Source organism: bacterium 336/3, from assembly GCA_001281695.1.
Lineage (GTDB): Bacteria > Bacteroidota > Bacteroidia > Cytophagales > Thermonemataceae > Raineya.
This window is the reverse complement of record LJIE01000001.1, coordinates 3,306,813-3,327,777: the sequence shown is the minus strand read 5'-3', so window position 1 is coordinate 3,327,777 and position 20,965 is coordinate 3,306,813. Positions and strand designations below refer to the sequence as shown.

Annotated in this window: 21 protein-coding genes and 2 pseudogenes; 11 read left to right on the top strand and 12 right to left on the bottom strand. The window is 32.9% G+C overall.

What is annotated here, in order from left to right; translation table 11 throughout:
* Positions 1-32: 32 nt before the first annotated feature.
* Both AD998_15635 and AD998_15630 read left to right on the top strand, forming a co-directional pair.
* The gene (locus AD998_15635) at positions 33-566 is read left to right on the top strand and encodes a hypothetical protein (GenBank protein KOY88243.1); all 534 of its coding nucleotides are present in this window, start codon (positions 33-35) and stop codon (positions 564-566) included.
* Positions 567-611: 45 nt separating this feature from the next.
* Positions 612-1,133, top strand: a pseudogene (locus tag AD998_15630) (hypothetical protein).
* 113 nt (positions 1,134-1,246) lie between these two features.
* On the opposite strand, the gene AD998_15625 reads toward AD998_15630, so the two are convergent.
* The gene (locus AD998_15625; protein ID KOY87381.1) at positions 1,247-1,729 is read right to left on the bottom strand and encodes a 2-amino-4-hydroxy-6-hydroxymethyldihydropteridine pyrophosphokinase; all 483 of its coding nucleotides are present in this window, start codon (positions 1,727-1,729) and stop codon (positions 1,247-1,249) included.
* 132 nt (positions 1,730-1,861) lie between these two features.
* On the opposite strand from AD998_15625, the gene AD998_15620 reads away from it, so the two are divergent.
* Positions 1,862-2,836 (top strand): hypothetical protein, encoded by a 975-nt coding sequence (locus AD998_15620; GenBank protein KOY88242.1) that lies wholly within the window; start codon positions 1,862-1,864, stop codon positions 2,834-2,836.
* An 8-nt stretch (positions 2,837-2,844) separates the two neighbouring features.
* On the opposite strand, the gene AD998_15615 is transcribed toward AD998_15620, so the two are convergent.
* The gene (locus tag AD998_15615; GenBank protein KOY87380.1) at positions 2,845-3,468 is read right to left on the bottom strand and encodes a hypothetical protein; all 624 of its coding nucleotides are present in this window, start codon (positions 3,466-3,468) and stop codon (positions 2,845-2,847) included.
* Positions 3,469-3,637: 169 nt separating this feature from the next.
* On the opposite strand from AD998_15615, the gene AD998_15610 reads away from it, so the two are divergent.
* On the top strand, positions 3,638-3,991 hold the full coding sequence (locus AD998_15610; GenBank protein ID KOY87379.1) for a hypothetical protein: 354 nt from the start codon (positions 3,638-3,640) through the stop codon (positions 3,989-3,991).
* A 51-nt stretch (positions 3,992-4,042) separates the two neighbouring features.
* Here AD998_15610 and AD998_15605 read toward each other — a convergent pair.
* A pseudogene (locus tag AD998_15605) lies at positions 4,043-4,780 on the bottom strand (hypothetical protein).
* A gap of 325 nt (positions 4,781-5,105) precedes the next feature.
* On the opposite strand from AD998_15605, the gene AD998_15600 reads away from it, so the two are divergent.
* The 5 genes from AD998_15600 (at position 5,106) to AD998_15580 (ending at position 9,826) form a co-directional block, all read left to right on the top strand.
* Positions 5,106-6,302, top strand: coding sequence for a hypothetical protein (locus AD998_15600; protein KOY87378.1), 1,197 nt, complete (start codon positions 5,106-5,108; stop codon positions 6,300-6,302).
* A gap of 52 nt (positions 6,303-6,354) precedes the next feature.
* The gene (locus AD998_15595) at positions 6,355-6,666 is read left to right on the top strand and encodes a gas vesicle protein (GenBank protein ID KOY87377.1); all 312 of its coding nucleotides are present in this window, start codon (positions 6,355-6,357) and stop codon (positions 6,664-6,666) included.
* Between the two features lie 4 nt (positions 6,667-6,670).
* Positions 6,671-7,672 carry an isocitrate dehydrogenase gene (locus AD998_15590; protein KOY87376.1) on the top strand — a complete coding sequence of 334 codons (1,002 nt, stop codon included), beginning with the start codon at positions 6,671-6,673 and terminating at the stop codon, positions 7,670-7,672.
* 65 nt (positions 7,673-7,737) lie between these two features.
* Positions 7,738-8,466: a hypothetical protein gene (locus tag AD998_15585; GenBank protein KOY88241.1), complete on the top strand. Its 729-nt coding sequence runs from the start codon at positions 7,738-7,740 to the stop codon at positions 8,464-8,466.
* A gap of 169 nt (positions 8,467-8,635) precedes the next feature.
* A complete protein-coding gene (locus AD998_15580; GenBank protein ID KOY87375.1) occupies positions 8,636-9,826 on the top strand; it encodes a hypothetical protein in 1,191 nt (396 codons plus the stop codon).
* A 38-nt stretch (positions 9,827-9,864) separates the two neighbouring features.
* On the opposite strand, the gene AD998_15575 is transcribed toward AD998_15580, so the two are convergent.
* From AD998_15575 to AD998_15545, 7 genes are all read right to left on the bottom strand, one after another.
* A complete protein-coding gene (locus AD998_15575) occupies positions 9,865-10,188 on the bottom strand; it encodes a hypothetical protein (protein KOY88240.1) in 324 nt (107 codons plus the stop codon).
* A gap of 156 nt (positions 10,189-10,344) precedes the next feature.
* Positions 10,345-12,516, bottom strand: a complete 2,172-nt coding sequence (locus AD998_15570; GenBank protein KOY88239.1) for a hypothetical protein — start codon at positions 12,514-12,516, stop codon at positions 10,345-10,347.
* A gap of 89 nt (positions 12,517-12,605) precedes the next feature.
* Entirely contained in the window at positions 12,606-12,986 is a 381-nt protein-coding gene (locus AD998_15565; GenBank protein ID KOY87374.1) for a hypothetical protein, read from the bottom strand.
* Between the two features lie 117 nt (positions 12,987-13,103).
* A complete protein-coding gene (locus AD998_15560; GenBank protein ID KOY87373.1) occupies positions 13,104-14,567 on the bottom strand; it encodes an FAD-binding protein in 1,464 nt (487 codons plus the stop codon).
* Between the two features lie 141 nt (positions 14,568-14,708).
* Positions 14,709-15,335, bottom strand: a complete 627-nt coding sequence (locus AD998_15555; GenBank protein ID KOY87372.1) for an alkyl hydroperoxide reductase — start codon at positions 15,333-15,335, stop codon at positions 14,709-14,711.
* Between the two features lie 136 nt (positions 15,336-15,471).
* The gene (locus AD998_15550) at positions 15,472-15,936 is read right to left on the bottom strand and encodes a hypothetical protein (protein KOY87371.1); all 465 of its coding nucleotides are present in this window, start codon (positions 15,934-15,936) and stop codon (positions 15,472-15,474) included.
* Positions 15,917-16,372: a hypothetical protein gene (locus AD998_15545; GenBank protein KOY88238.1), complete on the bottom strand. Its 456-nt coding sequence runs from the start codon at positions 16,370-16,372 to the stop codon at positions 15,917-15,919. The genes AD998_15550 and AD998_15545 overlap by 20 nt, the downstream gene beginning before the upstream one ends.
* A 308-nt stretch (positions 16,373-16,680) precedes the next feature.
* Here AD998_15545 and AD998_15540 point away from each other — a divergent pair, with 308 nt between their 5' ends.
* A complete protein-coding gene (locus AD998_15540) occupies positions 16,681-17,943 on the top strand; it encodes a glutamyl-tRNA reductase (protein ID KOY87370.1) in 1,263 nt (420 codons plus the stop codon).
* Positions 17,944-17,986: 43 nt separating this feature from the next.
* Here the strand turns inward: AD998_15540 and AD998_15535 are convergent, their stop codons facing one another.
* The gene (locus tag AD998_15535; protein ID KOY87369.1) at positions 17,987-18,703 is read right to left on the bottom strand and encodes a hypothetical protein; all 717 of its coding nucleotides are present in this window, start codon (positions 18,701-18,703) and stop codon (positions 17,987-17,989) included.
* On the opposite strand from AD998_15535, the gene AD998_15530 reads away from it, so the two are divergent.
* Positions 18,660-20,291: a hypothetical protein gene (locus AD998_15530; protein KOY87368.1), complete on the top strand. Its 1,632-nt coding sequence runs from the start codon at positions 18,660-18,662 to the stop codon at positions 20,289-20,291. The genes AD998_15535 and AD998_15530 overlap by 44 nt on opposite strands.
* 51 nt (positions 20,292-20,342) lie before the next feature.
* Here AD998_15530 and AD998_15525 read toward each other — a convergent pair whose 3' ends face one another.
* A complete protein-coding gene (locus tag AD998_15525) occupies positions 20,343-20,825 on the bottom strand; it encodes an NUDIX hydrolase (protein ID KOY87367.1) in 483 nt (160 codons plus the stop codon).
* Positions 20,826-20,965 lie beyond the last annotated feature (140 nt).

Below are 20,965 nucleotides of genomic sequence, written 5' to 3'. Positions count from 1 at the left end.
TTTTGAAAATTTTGAAATTACGTAAATTATTTTTGTTGGGTGTTTTGTTGGGAGTTTTCTCCTACAATCCTCTATTTGCTCAAAAATATGGTTTCATCGATGCCAATTTTATCCTCAAAAAAATGCCTGCTTATAAAAAGGCTCAACAAGAATTGGATAATTTTTCGCAAAGAGCTGAGCAAGAAGTCCAAAAGAAATTTACAGAAGTGAGAGAAATGGAAATGAAATATCTTGCTGAAGAGCTACTGCTCACAGACGATATGAAACGTGATAGACGAAAAAAAATAGATGAAAGAAGAAAAGAAGCTGAAGCCTTACAACAAAAAACTTTTGGTTATGAAGGTTTGATTTTTCTAAAAAAACAAGAAATTATCAATCCTGTTCGTGAAGAACTCAATAAAGCTGTAGAAAAAGTAGCTAAAAAACAAAAACTTCAAGCAATTTTTGATAAGTCAAGCGATTTTGTGATTATTTACCTTGAACCTACACACGATTACACCGATTACGTACTTGAAGAACTCGGTTTGGGCGATAAAGAAGATAATCCCAAAAAAGGAGGTAATTAATTCATCCATTTAATAATTTAATTTTGAACCTTAAATACAACAAGAATGAAAAATTTAAAATCTATCTTTTTAGCAGTTTTAGTGATGTTTTCTTTGGAAAGTGTAGCCCAAAATGCTGTTAAAATTGGTTATTTCGATTATAGTTATGTGATAGGTCAGCTACCTGAAGCCAAAGCAGCCGAAGCAGATTTAAAAGCCTATACAGAAAAACTTCAAAAAGATTTACAAATAAAAGAATCTGAAATACGTGCTAAGTATGAGCGTTATATGAAAGAAGGTGAGAAAATGGCTGCTCCTACTCGTGAGGCTCTTGAAAAAGAAATCCAGACTGGACAACAACAACTGCAAGAGTTCCAACAAAAAGCAGAAGCTGATGTAACAAAAAAACAAAATACTTTGCTTAGTCCTATCAACGAAAAGTTAGAGAAAACATTGAAAGAAGTAGCAAAAGAAAATGGTTTTACGTATGTATTGCGTAAAGAGACATTGCTTTACGAGCCAGAAGATACAACTTTAGATGTTTCTATCTTAGTTCTAAAGAAATTGGGTATTACACCTGCTGCAAAAACAAATACTACAGGTGGTACAACAACCAAACCCAATACCAACACTACAGGTACAAAACCAAGATAATATAAAATTATAAAACCTTATTGGTTTGAGAAAGGGTAGATGAAAATCTACCCTTTGTGTTTTCTAACCTCCAAAGTATCAGGGCATGTTTCCAACAATTCCCGATTTGTTTTTTGTAGGACTGGATGCAGAAAATCAGGGCTTATCTCGCAAAGTGGCAAAAGCGTAAAACGCCTTTGTTGTAAATAAGGATGAGGGATTTTTAAGTTTTCAATATCAATCACCTGATTATCAAAATATAAAATATCCAAATCAATGATACGTGAACTCCATTTTTGGAGGCGTTCTCTTCCCATCTCTTTTTCGATATGAAGCAGATTTTCAAGCAATAACGAAGCCATAAGTTCAGTTTCTAATACCAATACTTGGTTCAAAAAATCAGCTTGATTTTCCAGCCCCCATGCAGCTGTTTCGTAAACAGATGAATGCTTTACAATGCTCCCCAATTTACTGATGGCTTGTGTGGCTATGTTGAGTTGTGCTTCTCGGTTTCCTAAATTACTTCCTAAAAGGATATAAGCAAAATGCATAAATGGTGCGTACAGATTTGGTTTTTAGCAGAATATTCACAAAAAGATAATATTATTTTGAAAGATAATGACAAATAAGCACTATTTTTGCACAAATTTTTGTAAATGAACATTCTAAGCAAATATCGAAAAATACAGACTGGTGCAAAAAAACACCTATCAGATGCAGTAGCAGCCATAGATATTGGTACAAATACTGCCCATCTGCTTGTGGTAGCTTTGCCCGAACAACGAAATATCTTTACACCTTTTCGTATTTTGCATAAAGAAAAAATAGCTACCAAAATAGGCGAAGGAGGTATCAGTGATGGCTATATTACTGAAGAAGCCCAAACTAGACTTTTAAAAGCTTTGTTGCATTTCAAAGAAGTTTTAGACCATTACCAAATCCCATCTCATAAATTATTTACGATTGCCACAAGTGCCCTCCGAAATGCTCAAAATCAGAAAGAGATTATCGAATACGTCAAAGAACAAACAGATATAGATATTACAGTTATTTCGGGAGATAAAGAAGCAGAATACATTTATTATGGAGTTAAAACAGCACTTAAAATAGGTAAAGGCAATGCTTTGGTTATGGATATTGGTGGCGGAAGTGTTGAGTTTATTTTGTGTAATGAAGAAAAAATGCTTTGGAAACAAAGTTTTGAAATAGGGGCTCAAAGGCTACTTGATAGATTTATGAAATATGAAATCATGAGCTCTGAAGAAATCAAATCTTTAAATGAATATTTAGAGAAAACTCTCCAACCCCTCACTGAGATTCTCCAAAATTACCCTCCTGAAATACTCATAGGTTGCTCTGGTACTTTCGATACCATTGACGATATCAACCACATCAAAAAGCACGAAAAACTAAGCCTTAACGCCAAAGAAAGTGCTTTTCTGGTAAAAGAATTTCAAATTATCCATCAAGAGTTTTTACAGAAAAACCACCAAGAACGCCTTGCAATCCCTGGCATGACTCCCATGCGAGCTGATATGATTGTCGTAGCTTCTTGTTTACTTGATTTTGTACTCACCAAATACCAAATCGAAAAAGTAAGAGTTTCACATTATGCCCTCAAAGAAGGTGTAATAAGCAAACATTTGGCTTGGGTGTAATAAAGATTTTAATGATTGTATAATTCTTCTATTAAAATTTTACCTAAACTATTTATTTCAAACTCATTGCTTCCATCAAGAGCTACTTGTCCAAAAGATTTTCTTTTCATAAAACCATATATAAATAAATTGTTTTTTATATCATGGACTATATTTTCGCCTTTCCAAAGTTTATGTAATTCGTATATATCATGTATGAAAATTCCATTTACAGCATGGCAAATACGTTGAAATGTAATGATATCTATTCTTTGCTCAAGAACACTTTTAAAAAGTTTTCCAATTATATTAGCTTTATCCAAATCATCTAATTTATCTATTAATAAGATTAAATTTTCTCCTAAATTATGGGTGTATTGAGGATTTTGCTCAATTTTATTAATAATGTTTGCTCTTTCTTCTAAAGTTGTATCATTTATCTCATTTAGAAAACGAAGTAATTTTTTAAGAAAAAACATATCCTTTATACTTATTCCTAACTTAAATACACCTACAATACTTTTAATAATAGGAATTTCTTTTAATATCTCATTTTTTATAAGTAAGTCAATTCCTGATTCTGTAATATCTTTCGTAACATCTTTTAAATCAGAAGTTTTTAAGGTTTTTAAAAGGTCTTTATTGAGACTCATAATAAAATAGAAATTATGTATTATAATTATACAAGACCAAAATCTTCAAAAAAAACGGCATACTTTTTGTTTGTAATTTTCAATAAAAATTGAAAGTTTTTTTATTTTAAAAAAATAATTTTAATTTAGTAAAATAGGTTTATTTATCAACTTAAAAATTACACTGTTTATGAAAAATTTATCCAAATTAGTTTTACTCAGTTTTGTTTTTGTACTATTATCTTATCAGAAGTCACATGCCCAAATATCTGTAACAGGCAAATGGCAATCTACTACAAAAGGAATATTCTATGTGGTAGATACAGATGAGGGGTTCAAATATCAGAACACACAATCCAAAATTTGGTATTTTGCAAAATGGCAGAATAGCTATGATTCAAATAAATATTTGGTGTATAAAGATTCTAATGGAGGTACAAGAGAAAGTTATGTTACTGTAAAAAAAGACAATGGAGTAGTTACCCTAAATTTTTATAATTCTTTAGATGGAACAAGCTCTACTTGGACAAAAATAGGAGATTAAAATATATCATTTCCATAAAAGCCTCTATATGTATATACAGGGGCTTTTATTTTATCTAAAAAAGTTCAAAACATGATCCACTTCTGAGTCCCAATATTTGTAGTCGTGGGTATGGTCTATGGGCATACTAAGTTTTACTTTCAGGTTTGGGTGATGTTTTTGGAGGGCATCATAAAATAGCTTGGTCTGGCTGGCAGGGCAGACGTTATCGAGTTTCCCATGCCCCAGATAAATTGGGGTTTTCCATTTAGCAATCTGGAATACAATATTTTCTTCTTCTGCCCAACGCTTCGGAAATCTCTGATAACTACCCATATAACCAATATGTACCTTATCTTGAGGGATTTTCGACTGGTCGTAGTCGCCAGAAAGGGCTGCTGCTGCTGTAAACAGTGTAGGGTGTTCCAGTGCCACAACTGCCACGCCTCTTGCTCCTGTAGAAAGTCCTATCATGTAATTTTTTTGAGTAGGAAGCAACAAACAATATTTTTTCTGTAAAACACTAAATACAGAGTCAGTGAGCCATGCTTTTTGTGGTTCTTTTTTCCAGTCTGCTCGAAGTTCAGGATAAACATGACTCATGTAATTGCTTTTTCCCATTTCGGGCATAATGAGTACATAACCCTCAGCCAAAGCTTTTTTACAAAGAGAAGATTTTTTGCACCAATCGTCTTTTGGAAATGCAAAACCCTGTAAAATAAGCAAATTGCCTTTGATGGGTACAGTAGGTACAGCGATATCTACAGCTCTGCCGGCTACATAAATCGTCTGAAAACTTTTTAGAGAATCGCAAACAGGTGTTTGAGGCTTCACAGGCTCTTGGATAGTTACTTTTTTAGTAACTTTAGGAGTTTCTTCTTTTTTACTTTCGGAGCAGTTGAGTAATAAAAAAGATGTAAGAATAAGAGACCAAAGATAATACATGGTTTTAGAAAATGTTTTTTGTAAATATTTGTTAATAAGGATTTTGAAACTATTTATAACTTATAATTCATCACTTATAATTATCAAAGCTATTCATTTTTAATTTTGTTTTTTTGAAAAAGCACAAAAAAACCTTAGCTTTGTGCGAAAAATTGTGGTGTAAAAAACGTTTGCACCTTTCTCTATTATTATGCTCAATCGTAGGTTATTACGCATCAAGGCGATGCAGGCTATTTATGCCTATCATCAAGCCCAAAACTCAGACTTCGAACTCGCCCAAGACCTCATCAGGCAGGCTTTTGAGCCAGACCTGAATGCTATGGAAAAACAAGACCGTAGCCAACTCAAACGAGATTCTTCATTGGCTCTGACTATTTTTGAACAAAGCTATGCCTCCAAAAAAGTGGAACCACATCCCAAAGCTACACCCAAAATTAATCATAGTGTAGTAAAAGCTATAGAATATTACTACAAAACGCTGGAAAAAGATTACGATTTTTATTTCAGAGAGATGACTAGTGAGGTGGAACTCTTGTATGACAATTATCTTTATATTTTGTTGTTTGGAATAGAATTAGCTCAAACTATTGAGGGACAAAGGGGTAAAAAAAGTGCAAATCCCAATAATATTAAAGTTGTATCAGAGTATAAATTCGCTGATAACCAAATTGTAAAAATAATTGCCAACCACAAGCCTTTTCAAGAGGCTCTGATTCGTAAAAATATTTCTTGGAAAGATGAAAATGACTTGATATTAACTTTTTTACAGACTCTCAAAAAAGATGAAAAATATCAGGAATATATCAATTTGGGGCAGGCTACTCTTGAACAAGACTGGGAAATTATAGATTTCATTTTCAGAGAGTTTTTATTTAAGAAATCGGAAGAAGATAATGTAGAGGAACAAGAAGATTTACAAGCATTTTTTGAGAAAAAAGACCTAAACTGGACTGAAAACAGGGAAATTCTCAAGAGTATGATTTTAAAGTCTTTGAAAAAAGCCAAAGATAGCCCTGAAGGTTTTGAATTGTTGGAAATTTCGCAAGATTGGCTTGCTGATAAAGAGTTTTTTGAGCAGTTATACCATAACACACTCAAAGAAGCCAAAAACTACGAAGAACTTTTAAGCGAAAAAGCTCAAAATTGGAAAACAGAGCGTTTTGTATTGATTGATAAAATTTTGATACAAATGGCAATTGCCGAAATGATTCATTGTTCAAGTATTCCAATCAAAGTGAGTATCAATGAATATATAGAGCTTGCCAAAAATTATAGTACACCCAAAAGTAAAAACTTTATCAACGGACTTCTCAATGCTATTTCTGAAGAGCTTAAAGCCAATGGCATCATCAAAAAAAGTGGTAGAGGGCTTTTGGATAATAAATAAGTTATTATAAATTTAGACATTGATAAAAGTGTCAGACAAACTACTCAAAATTATGCAAGAAGAAAAACCCAAAAAAGACCATTTCCTACTTGGCTTGCTTATTGGGGCGAGTGTAGGAGCTGTATTAGGAATATTATATGCCCCAGACGAAGGAAAAGTAACACGCAAAAAGCTGACTTATAAACTCAAAAAAACGAAAGAGCAACTTTTAGAGTTTATCAAGAAATTAAAAGATGGAAAAGAAGAACATATCAGCCTTGCAAAAACAAAAGGCGAACAAGTTGTAACAGAAGCTAAAAATAAAGCTGAAAATCTGCTGAAAGATGTAGAAAGTTTAATGGAACAAATCAATAAAACCAAATAACATTATGGCAGTAGTAACCCTTATCCCTGGCGATGGCATAGGCTTAGAAATTATAGAATCTGTAAAAGAGATTTTTAAAGCAGCGAATGCTCCTATTGAATGGGAAGAACAATTAGCTGGAAAATCAGCTTTGGACAAACATGGAGAATTATTGCCTAAAAGCCTTTTGGATTCTATTGAACGCAATAAAATAGCTTTAAAAGGACCCGTAGAAACACCTGTGGGTGGAGGCTTTAAAAGCGTTAATGTAACACTGAGACAAATTTTTGATTTGTACCAAAATGTTCGTCCTTGTAAAAATACGGTAGGTATCAATACTCGTTTCAACGATGTAGATTTGGTGCTTTTCAGAGAAAATACAGAAGGTTTGTATTCTGGATTGTTTTTATATGACGAACGCCTTCAAATTGTGGACTCTGTAAGCCGTATTTCAATGAAAGGTTGTTTGCGTATTGTGAAAGCTGCCTTTGAGTATGCTAAAACACATCAGCGTAAGCGTGTAACAGTTGTTCATAAAGCAAATATCTTGAAGAAATCTGGTGGAATGATGCTTGAAGCTGCCCAAATAGCAGCAAAAGACTATCCAGATGTAAGTTGGAACGATAAAATCATAGACAATATGTGTATGCAACTTGTTACCAAGCCCGAACAGTTTGATGTACTGGTTACTTCAAATCTTTTTGGAGACATTCTTTCTGATTTGTGTGCTGGTTTGGTAGGTGGTTTGGGTGTAGTGGCTGGTGCAAATATTGGCGATAGCGTAGCTATTTTTGAAGCAGTACATGGTACAGCTCCCGATATCGCAGGAAAAGGCATTGCTAACCCTACGGCTGTGTTGCGTTCTGCAATCTTGATGCTGGAGTACATGGGACAAAAAGAAGTAGCCAAACGCATTGATAATGCCATAGACAAAACACTTGCTGTAAAAGAGCTTTGTACAGGCGATTTAGGCGGAAAAGCTGGTACGAAAGAATTTACTCAAAATGTAATCAAGAATCTAGAATAGTTTTAAAGAAATTCATATTTTTGAAAAGAGGTAGCAAATACATGCTATCTCTTTTATTTTTTGATATGAAAAAAATACTGTATTTACTCGTTTTCAGTTTGTTGTTATCCAATTGTCTTCCAAGAAAAACATCTTACATGCAAGCAGAAAGCATGGTTTTTGTAGATACAGTAAGAAATCGTAAAATACCTGTTGAAATCTACACAAATCCACAAGTAAATCTTAGAAAGCAACTTGTAATCATTAATAATGGTTATGGTTCAAGCAATACAGAATATTCTTACATCGCCAAAAGACTTATCAATTTGGGTTATGTGGTGGTGTGTATTCAACACGAACAGCCCAAAGATGAAGAAATGCCCAGTCCCGAAAATAGAAAGCCTGTTTGGGAGAGAGGTGTAAAAAATGTAGAGTGGGTAGTAAACTCCATGAAAAAAACCTATAAAAATATAGACAACAACAATTTAATTCTGATTGGACACTCCAATGGTGGCGATATTACTATGCTTTTTTCTACACTTTACCCACAAAGAGTAGCCAAAGCTATTACTTTAGACCACAGAAGAATGATAATTCCAAGAGTTTCTAAGCCTTCAATCCTTTCGTTGAGGGCGGATGAGTTTGAAGCAGATAAAGGCGTTCTGCCCAATTCTGAAGAACAAAAACAATTTGGAATTCAGATTCATACATTTCCAAACTCAAAACACGATTATTTCAGAGATGTAGCTCCAGAAGCTATCAAAAAAGAAATTTCTCAGAAAATTGTAGATTTTATTGTGAGTAAGCCCAAATAAATTTTGGATTTTTAGATAAAAAAAGTAGATTTAGAACTGTAAGCTTGTCAAATATTTTCACTCAAAACTGCTTTTGAGAAAAGAGATAAGATAAAGGAAAAAAGAAATATCTAAAGTCTTTTTTCTTTACTCTTTTTTCAAAAACATAAATAACAATAAAAAATATATTATGGAAAACAACATATTAGAGCGTTGGCGTTTGATTTTGGGTGGGGATGATGCAGAAGGTACAGGTTGCAATCTTTCGGGAGAAATGGCTGAAATGGATGCAGCTTTGGGTGCTTTATATGAGTTTGAAAGAAAAGGAAAGTTCAATTATGGTGATACCAAAAGCAAAAAAGGTGGCTCGGAGTCATCAAATCCCAATGTAGCTCGTTGGCTTGGCGATATTCGCAAGTATTTTCCACAATCGGTGGTGCAAGTGATGCAAAATGATGCCATGCAAATGGATGGACTCAAAGAAAAAATGCTTTTTGAGCCTGAAATTTTAGAACAGGCAACCCCAGATGTGCATTTGGTAGCCAATTTAATGGAATTGGGCAAACTGATTCCTTCCAAAACCAAAGATACAGCTCGTAGAGTAGTACAAAAAGTAGTGGAAGAATTGCTCGAAAAACTTTCACATACAACCACACAAGCCATCAGAGGAGCTATCAATAGAGCTACCAAAAACAGAAGACCTCGTTACAACGAAATAGATTGGAATACAACGATTCGTAAAAACTTAAAACACTACCAACACGAATACAAAACAATTATCCCTGAAGTACGAATTGGCTATGGGAGAAAAACCAAACGTTCGCTGAAAGATATTGTACTTTGTCTTGACCAAAGTGGTTCAATGGGGCAATCAGTAGTGTATTCGGGTATTTTTGGAGCTGTGATGGCTTCTATTCCTGCTGTTACTACAAAAATGGTAGTATTTGATACTGCTGTTGTAGATTTGACAGAAGATTTAAAAGATCCTGTTGATTTGCTTTTTGGTGTACAATTGGGAGGAGGAACAGATATTAACAAAGCTTTAGGCTATTGTCAGGAAATCATAGGGAAATCAGACGATACCATCATGCTTTTGATTACTGACCTTTATGAAGGTGGAAATCAGGGGCAAATGAGAAAAAGAATGGAAGAAATTGTGAGTTCAGGGGTACAATTAATCTGTTTACTTGCTTTAGATGATAGTGGAGCTCCTTATTATGAGCATGCCAACGCTCAATTTTTATCAAAATTAGGTGTTCCTGTATTCGCCTGTACTCCAGATATGTTCCCTGAAATGATGGCTGCTGCCATCAGCAAACAAAATATGCAACAATGGGCAGGAGATAGAGGCATTTCGCTCAAAGGAACGAAAGGGCAGTAAAACAAGAAAGGCGATTAAATAATCGCCTTTCTTGTTTTTTAATGAACTCCTTTGTCTTTTTTGCAACAAGCATCTAATTTTTCGTAGGCTTTAGGACTCGCAGCTACAGCATCAGCATCATAACCAGTTTTAGCAATAGCTTTACGAATTTTCTCTGGGTTTGTCTTTTTAGAATTGTATTTTACAGTTACAATTTGTGTTTTTACCTCTAAATTAGAACTTATTACACCTTTTTCATACGATAAATCTTTCTCGATTTTGGATTTACACATGCCACATACTGCTGAGGTTTTGATTTGTACTTCGGCAGGCTCTACAGATATTGTTTTTTGAGCAAATGCAAAAGATAAACTCATAAACATGAAAGCGAAAAATAAACTAGCTTTTTTCATTTTTTTAGGGTTTAAAAGGGGTATAGAATTGAAAACTTGATTAATATTTTTAGATTATTTTTGAGAAAAGAAAAAGGAAAAAAGATAAAAATTCATAAGTCATTTCTCCATACTCATATCTCACTACTATTTAAATTTTACTCTGACTCCACTATAAATCATTCTGCCCACAACTGGCCCCCAAATCATAGAGGCATCAAAATGAGGGTTTTGTGGATTATCAGCATTTTCAATGGGGTTTAATTGTCTGAAGTTTGTTAAATTCTCTCCACCCAAATAAACTTCCCATTTTTTGCCTATATTTTTACTTACCTGAGCATTGAGTGTGGCAAAAGAAGGAGAAAAACGAGTAATTTGAGCTTCTAATGGATTGTGTGAAAGTGGTAAACGTTGCTTTCCATTCCATTTTATTGTAGCATCAAATTGTAATCCACTTCTACGAGTAGTATAAGAAGCATTTATAAAGAAACGATTTCTGCTAATGAAAGGGCGTTCTTGGAGTCTGCCTGCCAATGTGCTTTGTACATCGTAGATTTTATAAGCTACTTTTGTTTCTAAGCCAGCAATGGGGCTATAACTCAATTCTGTTTGAAAACTATTGGCAAAAGATTTCCCATTTAAGTTTGTAAAATAGATTTCTGTGGCATTTCTATCCATATCTACCACCATCTGGTTTGTAAAATTGGTATGAAAAAAATCTACCACCAAAGAAGCTTTACGAGCTAATAATTGAAACTCTTTTTGCAAACTTGCCCCAAAATTCCAAGATACCTCAGGGCGTAAAGCCTCACCAATGATTCTTCTGTTATTGACCAAAAATCCAAAGTTTTCTGCAATGGGGTTAGGTACTCTAAAACCTCTGCCTGCTGAAAGTCTTAAAAGTGTATTTTCATTCACATCATATTTAAGATGTAAACGAGGGGTATATTGCCAGCCAAATAAATTATGCTTGTCAATACGATTTCCAGCTACCAAAGTGAATTTTTTTGCATGAGTGTAAGTATATTCTACAAATGCACCCAATACATTTTCATTTCTTCTGAATGTAGAATCAGCAAAAGACTCATCATAGCTGTCTAATAAATGACTGACACCCAGCTTGTAGCTATGATTTGTGTTTCCCAAAATACTTTGAAAAATGAGATTATTATACAATGTTTTTTGAGTACCATTGTAAACATTATTTCCTAAAAAGCCCTTTTGGGTATGCAACAACAACGAACTCACAAGACCAACGCCTTGATAAGGCTTTTTAGGATATAAGATGGCATTTTTGGCAAATGCTTCTATTCTTTGTGTATTCATTTCTGTTCCATAAGCCAAAGGAGATGGATTAGCCTCAAAAAAACTATTTTGCCCAGCTCTGCGAACATCACTCAAAAATTTTACTCCAAACTGATTCATCATTTTTTCAGAGCTACGTTTCCAGCGATTCATCACATTGTATTGGGTGTATAAAGGCAAATCTACAAATCTATCATTGTTTAAATCTACTTTGTTTTGAAGTGTACTGGCATGAGCAAGTACATTGGTACTCCATTTGTCATTAATTTTTGCTCTGGCAACAGCATTGCCTTCAATTCTTCCGAAATGATTGAGATAAGCATTTAAGAGTAATTTTTCTTCAGCATCAGGTTTCATCAGTTCCACATTAATTTGCCCTGACATAGACTCATAGCCATTGACAACACTACCAGCTCCTTTCACAAGGTCAATAGACTGAATCCAAGTACCAGGTATAAAATTAAGTCCATACGTACTTGCAAGCCCACGTATAAAAGGCATATTTTCGGCATTAATCAGTACATACGAACCATCCAAACCCAACATTTTTATTTGTTTTGAGCCTGTTACAGCATCCTGATAACTGACATCTACTGAAGCATTTGTTTCAAAACTTTCCGAAAGGTTACAACAAGCAGCTTTGGTAAGCTCTTTTCTTGAAATAAATTCGTTGAGCATAGCATTTTCTTTGTCTTTAAAAGAACTATTGGCTTGTACTTCAACGGCTTGGATAGAGTTGTTTTCTGATTTTAGTGTAATTTCAATATGATGTTGATTTTCTGCAACAACAAGCGTATCAGAAATAAAACCCACAGCAGAAACGACTAATTGAGTAGATTCTAAAGTTTTAGAGATAGAAAATTCTCCTGTTTCGGAACTTACAGCACCTACAGAAGTCTTGAGCCAAAAAATATTAGCTCCTATAATAGGCTGACGTTGAGTATCTTTGAGTGTGCCATGTAAACTTTGAGCTTGACATACACCTAAAAACAGCCAACATATACCTACAAATATAAATTTATGTGACTTGTTCATAAAATAAAAAATTTAGTATAAAATCATTTGAGTTTCTACAATAAATAGAAACGGGTATAGATTTTATGCTAAATCAGATACGAACAGATATGGTGTAACAAGACTTTACCAAAGGGTAAAGGAGGTGGATTGGGATAGTTTGTAATACTTTCTTGTGTTGGAAAAATTACAAACGAAACAGGGGTAAACTCAAATGAAAAAAACGCTTGAGGAGTTGCAAAATCGAGAGTAGGGACACTAAAAGTGTTTAAATCTATGCTTAGTTTGTATAAACTGAATTGCTCAATGCAACAAGCTGTATTATCAAAAACTGGTTTTTCGGGTTTTGCATCAGCAGGGCAACACAGATTTTGAGGTTTTGCAAACAAAAATATTCTTTCGCCACGCATTTTGCAGTGATGTTTCACCACAACAAATCCTGTATTGGTAATGAAAATTACCAAAAACATTATTAGGGCTACTATTTGACGGAAAAACTTTTTCATGACTAAACTATAAAACAAAGAATATTTTGTTTTAGTTCGTTAATAAACAAAAAAATCAGAGCAATACGAAATAGGTAGATTTTACTTATAGTGTTGATAAAATTTATTATTAAAAAGTTCTTTAGGGTCATATTTCAGTTTCAGTTGAAAAAAACTTTCAGCTTGTGGATAAGATTTTCTCATTTTTTCTTTATTGATATGAAGTCTATAAGGTAAATAAAAAGTTCCTTCATTCTTCAAGGCAACATCTACAAGTTGATTGGTCAAATCTTTCATTTCTTGTTCTTGTTTGTCTGTTTTCTTTTGATTAAAGAGTAGTACAAACCCAAAAACATTTTCTCTTGCATAATTTAAGTAACTGTCATGGTCTTGATGAACACCTCGAATAGTAATATTTAGCAAATCAATTTTAGAGTTTTTTAAAATGGGTTTAATATCTTCTATATATTTGTTAAAATTCCTTTCAGGAATAAAATACTCTTGAAGTAAATCTGTTGAGGATGTGTCTTTATTTTCAATAAGTGAAACATGGTCATTTAAAAGCTCATTTCTTGAATAAATTGCATTTTTGGATACTTTGTTCATTCTTGTTTCTAAATTCCAACGAAGCCTTTTTCCGTATTCACTGTTTGCACTTCCTCTAAAAACCAATCTTTGCATTTCTGTACTTTTTTGATTTGATAAAGGAGGGATAGGAGATTCCACCTTTTCAAAAAAATTCAATGTAGCTTCTTCCAAAAAGTGCTTATCCGAAATTCTAAGTCTTCCGAATACAAGATTTACATTAGGGTTTTCTGAAATATATTTTTTGTAATAACTTATATAATTTTCAGGACTTAAGCGAACGTATTTGTATTGTAAAGCAATATTTTCTACTACTTTTATTTTTACATCCAAAATAATTCCAAATAAACCATAGCCTCCAATTACTAATTTAAAAAGTTCATTGTTTTCATCTCTACTACAATTGACAATTTTTCCATCTTCTTTCATTAAAGTAAAAGAAACTACACTTTCAGAAATTGGGGGCAAATCTTTTTGCCAACCATGTCCATTAACGCTAATTGAACCTCCAATAGAAAATGAACTGAATGCTTGCATAATTGCAATAGACTTTTTGTATTTGTCTAAAAATTTTAGAGCATCTTCCCATAAAGCTCCTGAACCTATTGTAAGAATATTATTTACGCTATCAAGGCTCATATGTTTATATGGAAGCATATTCAAAACAATTCCGTTTGGATAAATAGTATGACCTCCCATGCTGTGTTTTGCTCCTGCAATAGAGATTTTTAAATTATTTTCTTTAGCATATTTCAATATACCTTTAAGCTGTTTTTCAATCTCTTTTCTGTCCTTTGGAACATGAATGATAGTGTCAATTTTTGTTAAGTTTAATTGGCTTGCATCATCTATATAGCCTTTAGGAATGCTAATTTTTGTGTCATTTTCATTCCACTTTGTTTTGAGAATATGGAAAGTAGGAATAGAAATAGAGATGATAATAATTGAAATTCCTATAATCCAAATATGCTTTTTCTTCATTCTTCTATATATTAGTTTTTGAATATAAATATTTTTTCAAAAGAACAGATTAAAATTTAAAAATAAAAAAAGGCTTCCTTTATTAGAGGAAACCTTTTTTAGAAATTAAAATATCTTAAGAAACTCTAATCTTTGATATTTTTAGTGTTTTGCTAAATAATCAGCTACACCATCTTTGGTTGCTTTCATGGCATCTTTGCCTTCTTGCCAGTTAGCAGGGCAAACTTCACCATGTTTCTCTACATAGATTAAAGCGTCCAATAGACGAAGTGTTTCATCAATATTTCTGCCTAAAGGGAAATTATTGATGGTTTCATGATGTACCATACCTTCTTTGTCAATTAAGAATGTAGCACGCAAAGCGATAGGAGCACCTACAAATACAGCATTTCCTTCTTCATCGTAGTCTTCGTAACCACCTAAAACGCCAAAGTTTTTAGAAATAGTTTTTGCTGTATCAGCTACAATAGGATATGTAACACTTTCAATACCACCTTTATTTTTAGGTGTAGAAAGCCATGCTAAGTGAGTTTCCTCTGTATCAGTAGAACAACCTACTACAGCACAACCACGTTTTTCGAATTCAGCTAATTTTTCTTGGAAAGCCAAGATTTCAGTAGGACAAACAAAAGTAAAATCTTTTGGATAAAAGTAGAAAACTACATATTTCTTGCCCAAATACTGATCTAATGAAAAGTTATCAACGATTTCTTCTCCATTGATGACAGCAGGAGCAACAAAATGAGGAGCTTTTCTGAGTACTAACATAAAAATGTGATGGTTAAGGTGAATTTATGAATTTTAATTGTTTGAAAAATTGGGGAAAGGAAAAAAGAGAAAGGAAAATAAATTTTAAACGAATGTTCTTTTCTCCTTTTTCTTTCTTCTTTTATGCTAAAATAGATTATTGTAAATGAGAACGTAACATCCAAGCTGTTTTTTCGTGGTCTCTCAGAAATCCTGTGAGCATATCTTCTGTGGCTACATCATCTAAATCGTCCGCTATTTCAATGCCTTCTTTGAGGCTACTGATAATTAACTCATAATCTTTTAAAATGTTTTCCACCATCTTTTCAGCTTTAAGACCTGTTTTTTGCTCTTCTTGCAAACTTGTTTGTGAAGCAAAAAGTGCTAAACCAGCAGGTACAAATGCTCCCAAAGCTCTGATACGTTCTGCTGTTTCATCTATTATGTCTTGTGTGCCTCCAGCAATTTCATCAAAAAGCTCATGCAAAGGCTTAAAATGAACACCTACTACGTTCCAATGATAATTTTTAGCCTTTACAAAAAGAGTCATTTCGTTGGCTATCAGAGTTTCTAATACTTTGATAATACTATTTTGAGATTCTTTATTTTTTTTCTTTGTCATATACTTGAATCGTTTTTTGGTGGTCTAATTTCTGACCATTGATTTGCAACTGAAAATCTTTAATTACAAAATTTTCAAATTGTTTGGTATTTAAAAACTCCTGAATAAGGTTTTGAAGTGTATCATCCTCAAAATCAATAATTTCTTTGGTGTTTGTACAATACAAATGATTGTGTGAACCCACATGAGCATCAAAACGCAAGGAACCATCTTCAGAAGCAACTCTTCTTACAAGTCCATTGTCTGCAAAAGTATCCAATGTTTTATAAACAGTAGCTAGCGAAATACTCGGATTGGCTAGATGAATCCAATCAAAAACCATTTCGGCAGTAGGGTGTTGAGGATTTTTATAAAGAACCTCATAAATCACCAAACGTTGTGAAGTGGCTTTTAAACCATGCAAAGTCAATTTTTCTTTGATTTTTTGATATGTGATAGATTCTTGAGACACTAAATAATAATTTTTATTAATTAATATTTTTTTTTACAAAGTTATTTTTCTTTTCTATATTTGCAAAACAAATACAGAAAAATTTTTAGCGACATCTTAATTTATATTCAATAAAAGATTGTAAATGAGAATAATGAAGCCTTAGCATTCAGAACATAAATAGATGATGTTATTTAGAAATATTCTAAATATGGTTTTCCTGAGCTAAGTCATGTACATTTTTAGATTTTGCTACTTATTTTTGTGCATACTTTTTTGAATAGAGTTATCTGAAAAGAACATAAAACCGTCTTATGCATCAATTACTCAAAGCTGTTTGCCTCACTCATCACAAAGCACCTGTTAGTGTAAGGGAGCAATTTGCTTTATCAGAACAGGAGTCAAAAGACTTGCTGATATACTTAAAAGATGTTTTTCAAATTTCTGAAGGGCTTGTTATTTCTACTTGTAACCGTACAGAAATTTACTATTGTGCTGAAGAAAACCTAAGCAATCAGATTATTCAGGCTTTGGTGGCTTTCAAAGCCAATACAGCTTTGGAGGCACATACTCATTTATTTCAAATTTTAGAATATAATCAGGCTGTTGAGCATCTATACAATGTTTCTTTGGGGCTTGATGCTCAGATACTTGGTGATATTCAGGTGTCTAACCAAATGAAAAAAGCTTACCAATGGTCTGCCGATTTACAAATGGCAGGGGCTTTTTTACACAGATTATTGCATAGCATTTTCTTTACCCACAAAAGAGTATCTCAAGAAACCTCTTTTAGAGATGGGGCAGCCTCGACCTCGTATGCAGCTGTTGAGCTACTCAACGAAATCAGTTTTAGTTTACAAGAACCTAAAATTTTAGTTTTAGGAGTTGGCGAAATTGGAACAGATGTTTGCAGAAATCTGAAAGGAAAGTTTAAAAATGTAACGATTTGTAACCGTACAACCTCAAAATCTACTGAACTTGCTCAGGAATGTGAATTTGAAGTAGCAGATTTTACAAATGTTTGGAAACAAATTGAAGAAGCTGATGTCATTATATCATCAGTGGCAACCAATTTTATTCATCAAGAAAATTTACAGCAAATCAATATTTATTCACACAAATATTTCATAGACCTTTCTGTACCCAGAAGTGTGGATGCTAATGTGGAAAATATTGCAGGCTGTATGGTGTATGATATAGACCATTTGCAAGCCAAAACCAACGAAACGCTCAAACGCAGACAGGCTGAAATACCTGCTGTAAAAAGAATTGTAGAAGAAGCTATTGCCGATTTTGAAAATTGGGCAAAAGAAATGGAAATTTCGCCTACTATCCAAAAACTCAAGAATGCTTTGGAACAAATCAGAAAAGAAGAAATTTCCAAGTACTCTAAAAAACTTTCAGAACAAGAAGCCGAACTAATTGATAAAATTACAGGAAATTTGGTTCAGAAAATTATGAAAATGCCTATTCTGCAACTCAAAGCAGCTTGTAAACGTGGCGAAGCCGAAACACTGATAGATGTACTTAACGATTTATTTGATTTAGAGAAAACCAAAATAGAAGATACTCATTAAAACATAAAAGCCTCCAAATTTTGGAGGCTTTTATGTTTAAGAATTAATTTCCAAATCCAAATCTATAACCCACTAGAATGTTGGGTGTTACTTTAGAATTGTTTACTCTTAAAATAGACTCATCTATGGTGCTGATAGCAGGTATAGAGTAATTGATTCTTACAATACCTATTCCAAAGAAAAACTCACCAAAAACATTAGAATCCCAAACTACTTGCTTTCCTACAATAATGGCAGCACCTGTTCGAGTTCTCTTAAACTTTTCATCTGCCAATAAAGGATTGTCTTCTCCAATGTATGTTCTAACTAAATTTTTATTCATCAACTGTAATCCTACAAACCATCCTTCAATCGCTGATTCATATTTTGAAGGATAAAATTTGAGAGCCAAACGAAAGGCTGTACTAGTTCCAGAGTTTTCAGCATCTATATAATAATAATCATTAGGCATACGATCTAACTCTGCGGGGAAAAGATCACTACCTAATAAATTTAAATCGTATGTAATACCAGCAGAAAATTCTGTACTCAGCCTTTTAGCTACCTTAAATTCGCCAATAAGTGGGAATTCGCCACTAATCATGGGTACTACGTCAGTTTTGAGAGCCCATTTATAAGACTCTTCACTATTATAACTAGAATTGTTGCTTCCATTTGGAGTATATACCCTTATTCTTGAAGAAGTATCTACAGGTGTTTGTGAATATGCAAAAAAGATGCATAGGTTAAGAAATGGTAAAATTGTTAAAACTTTTTTCATAAGAATATTTGTTTTTTTATTTTTGTACAAAAATAAAAAATACATGAAAAATATGAACAAAATAAGTTTATTTTCTACACTATTATTAGTGTTACTATGTCTAAATAATAGTTTTGCACAACAAGCTGATGTGGTTTGGGGTGAAAAAATCAAAACAAAAAGAATGGCTGGGATTATAGGCGGGAATGAGAAAAATTATTATACAACTCATTATGGTAAAGACAAACAGCTTGTTTTTCGTAAGTACAACCAAAGCATGAAATTAGAAAAAGAACAAATAATTCCTTTTGAGTTGGATGAAAAGCGTTATTCTTACAATAAAACTATTTTCCTCAAGGATAAAATCGTTCATTTGATTAGCGAGAGGAAAAAGAAAGAAAAGAAAACTTATTTATATGCTTCTACCACAGATTTAAACTTGAATGTAATTGGTAAAACGCTAATTTTAGATGAAGGTCAAGTAAATTCCTCAGGAGGAGGGCTTTTTTCTGTTCAGGGTTATAATTCTAACGTTTTTGGTATCACAGCAATTTCTCCTGATTCCACCAAATTGCTCGTTTACAAAGAAAAACCAACAAAAAGAAACGAACCAACAAAAATGGGTTTTAAGGTATATGACAGTGACTTGACAACCTTGCTTTTCAATAAAGATGTTGATTTGCCCATCAAAGATAAGAATTTTAGTGTGAGTGAAATAGAAATTGATAATTATGGAAATATTTATGTATTAGCTTTGATATACAAAGAATCAAAAGAAGTAAAAAAAGGTCAAAGTGATAATTATTATAAGTTGATTGCCTTTGAAAAAGGCTCTGGAAAACCCAAACAGTTCGATTTTGATTTTCAGGGTGATGAAATTATGACAATAGAAATAGAACATGGGGCAAATAATACACTTGTTTGTACAGGCTTTTTGAGCGATATAAAAAGAGGATTGCTATCAACTTCTACTAGCAATATTTCAGATGAGTTTTTCATTACCAATATTGATTGTAGCAATTTTTCTATTCTTAGTAAAATCAGAACAAAAGTTACAGAATTATATCCTGAGAGAAAGAAAAGAGAAGATTATGTTCCTTACGTAATCAGAAATGTTTATAGCAAACCTGATGGAAGTTATACTGTTGTAGCTGAACAATATAAACTTGAAATAAGAACTTTTACTGATTCAAGAGGTAGAACACGTACTACTTACAGATATTTTTATTGCGATATAGCTTGTATGAACGTGGATGCTGCGGGTAAGCTGAAAAGTATCTCTAAAATTCCGAAATACCAACTCAATGCAGATAATCCTTCTATTCAAAGTACCTACTATAACGGAAATGTGTATATTATTTATGAAGATTTATCGAAGAATGCTCAAGCCAATACTGACAAAGAAATAAAAAGAAGTTCTGGTTCAGGTGGTTCTAGAGATGGATTATTTTTAATAACGGTATCTCCTGATGGACAAGTGAAGAAAGATTTGGTTTATGGTTATAAACAAACAAAAATACAACCTTATATAATGTTTAGTAAAAAAATAACTTCCAATATTATTCTTCTAAATGCAAAAGACCAAATAGGAAAGATAGAATTTAAATAAAATAGTCAATTCATTAATAATGAAAGCCTCCAAGAATATGGAGGTTTTTTATTATCCCCTAAAATACCCATTTTTCTCCAATAATTCATCTACACTTTTGAGTTCCTGAAACATACTATGTACACAAATAGCAGGCTCTTTTTGGAGAGTTTCTATATCTAAAAATGCAATTTCTCTAATAATTTGGTTGTTTTCTTGCATTTCAGGGTCTTTGCCAAGAAGCAATGAACCACCTACAACTTCTACTTCAAAAAAAAGCTCAATAGCATGGAGTGGAGGCTGAAGAAATTCATTGACAAACAAAAAACGCTTCATTTTAATTTTAAAACCAGTTTCTTCTTCAAACTCCCTTTTGAGACAAGTTTCCACAGATTCGCCAAAGTGTAACCCACCACCTGGCGGTGACCACAAATAACCTCCTTCACCTAAATTTACATGTTTGATTAATAATACTTTATTTGCTTTTATGCAAATACCACTTACACGCAAACGAAGTTTGTTACCAAAAATTCTTTCAATTTCAGATTCTATCATAAAATAATGAATGGGTTTCTCTTGCAAAAACAATATCTTTTTTGATACTTTGGCAAAGTATCATGATTTTATAGATTCAATTAATTTTTATGAAAAAATTATTTTTTAGTACACTCATACTCTTGATAGGTAGTATTTCT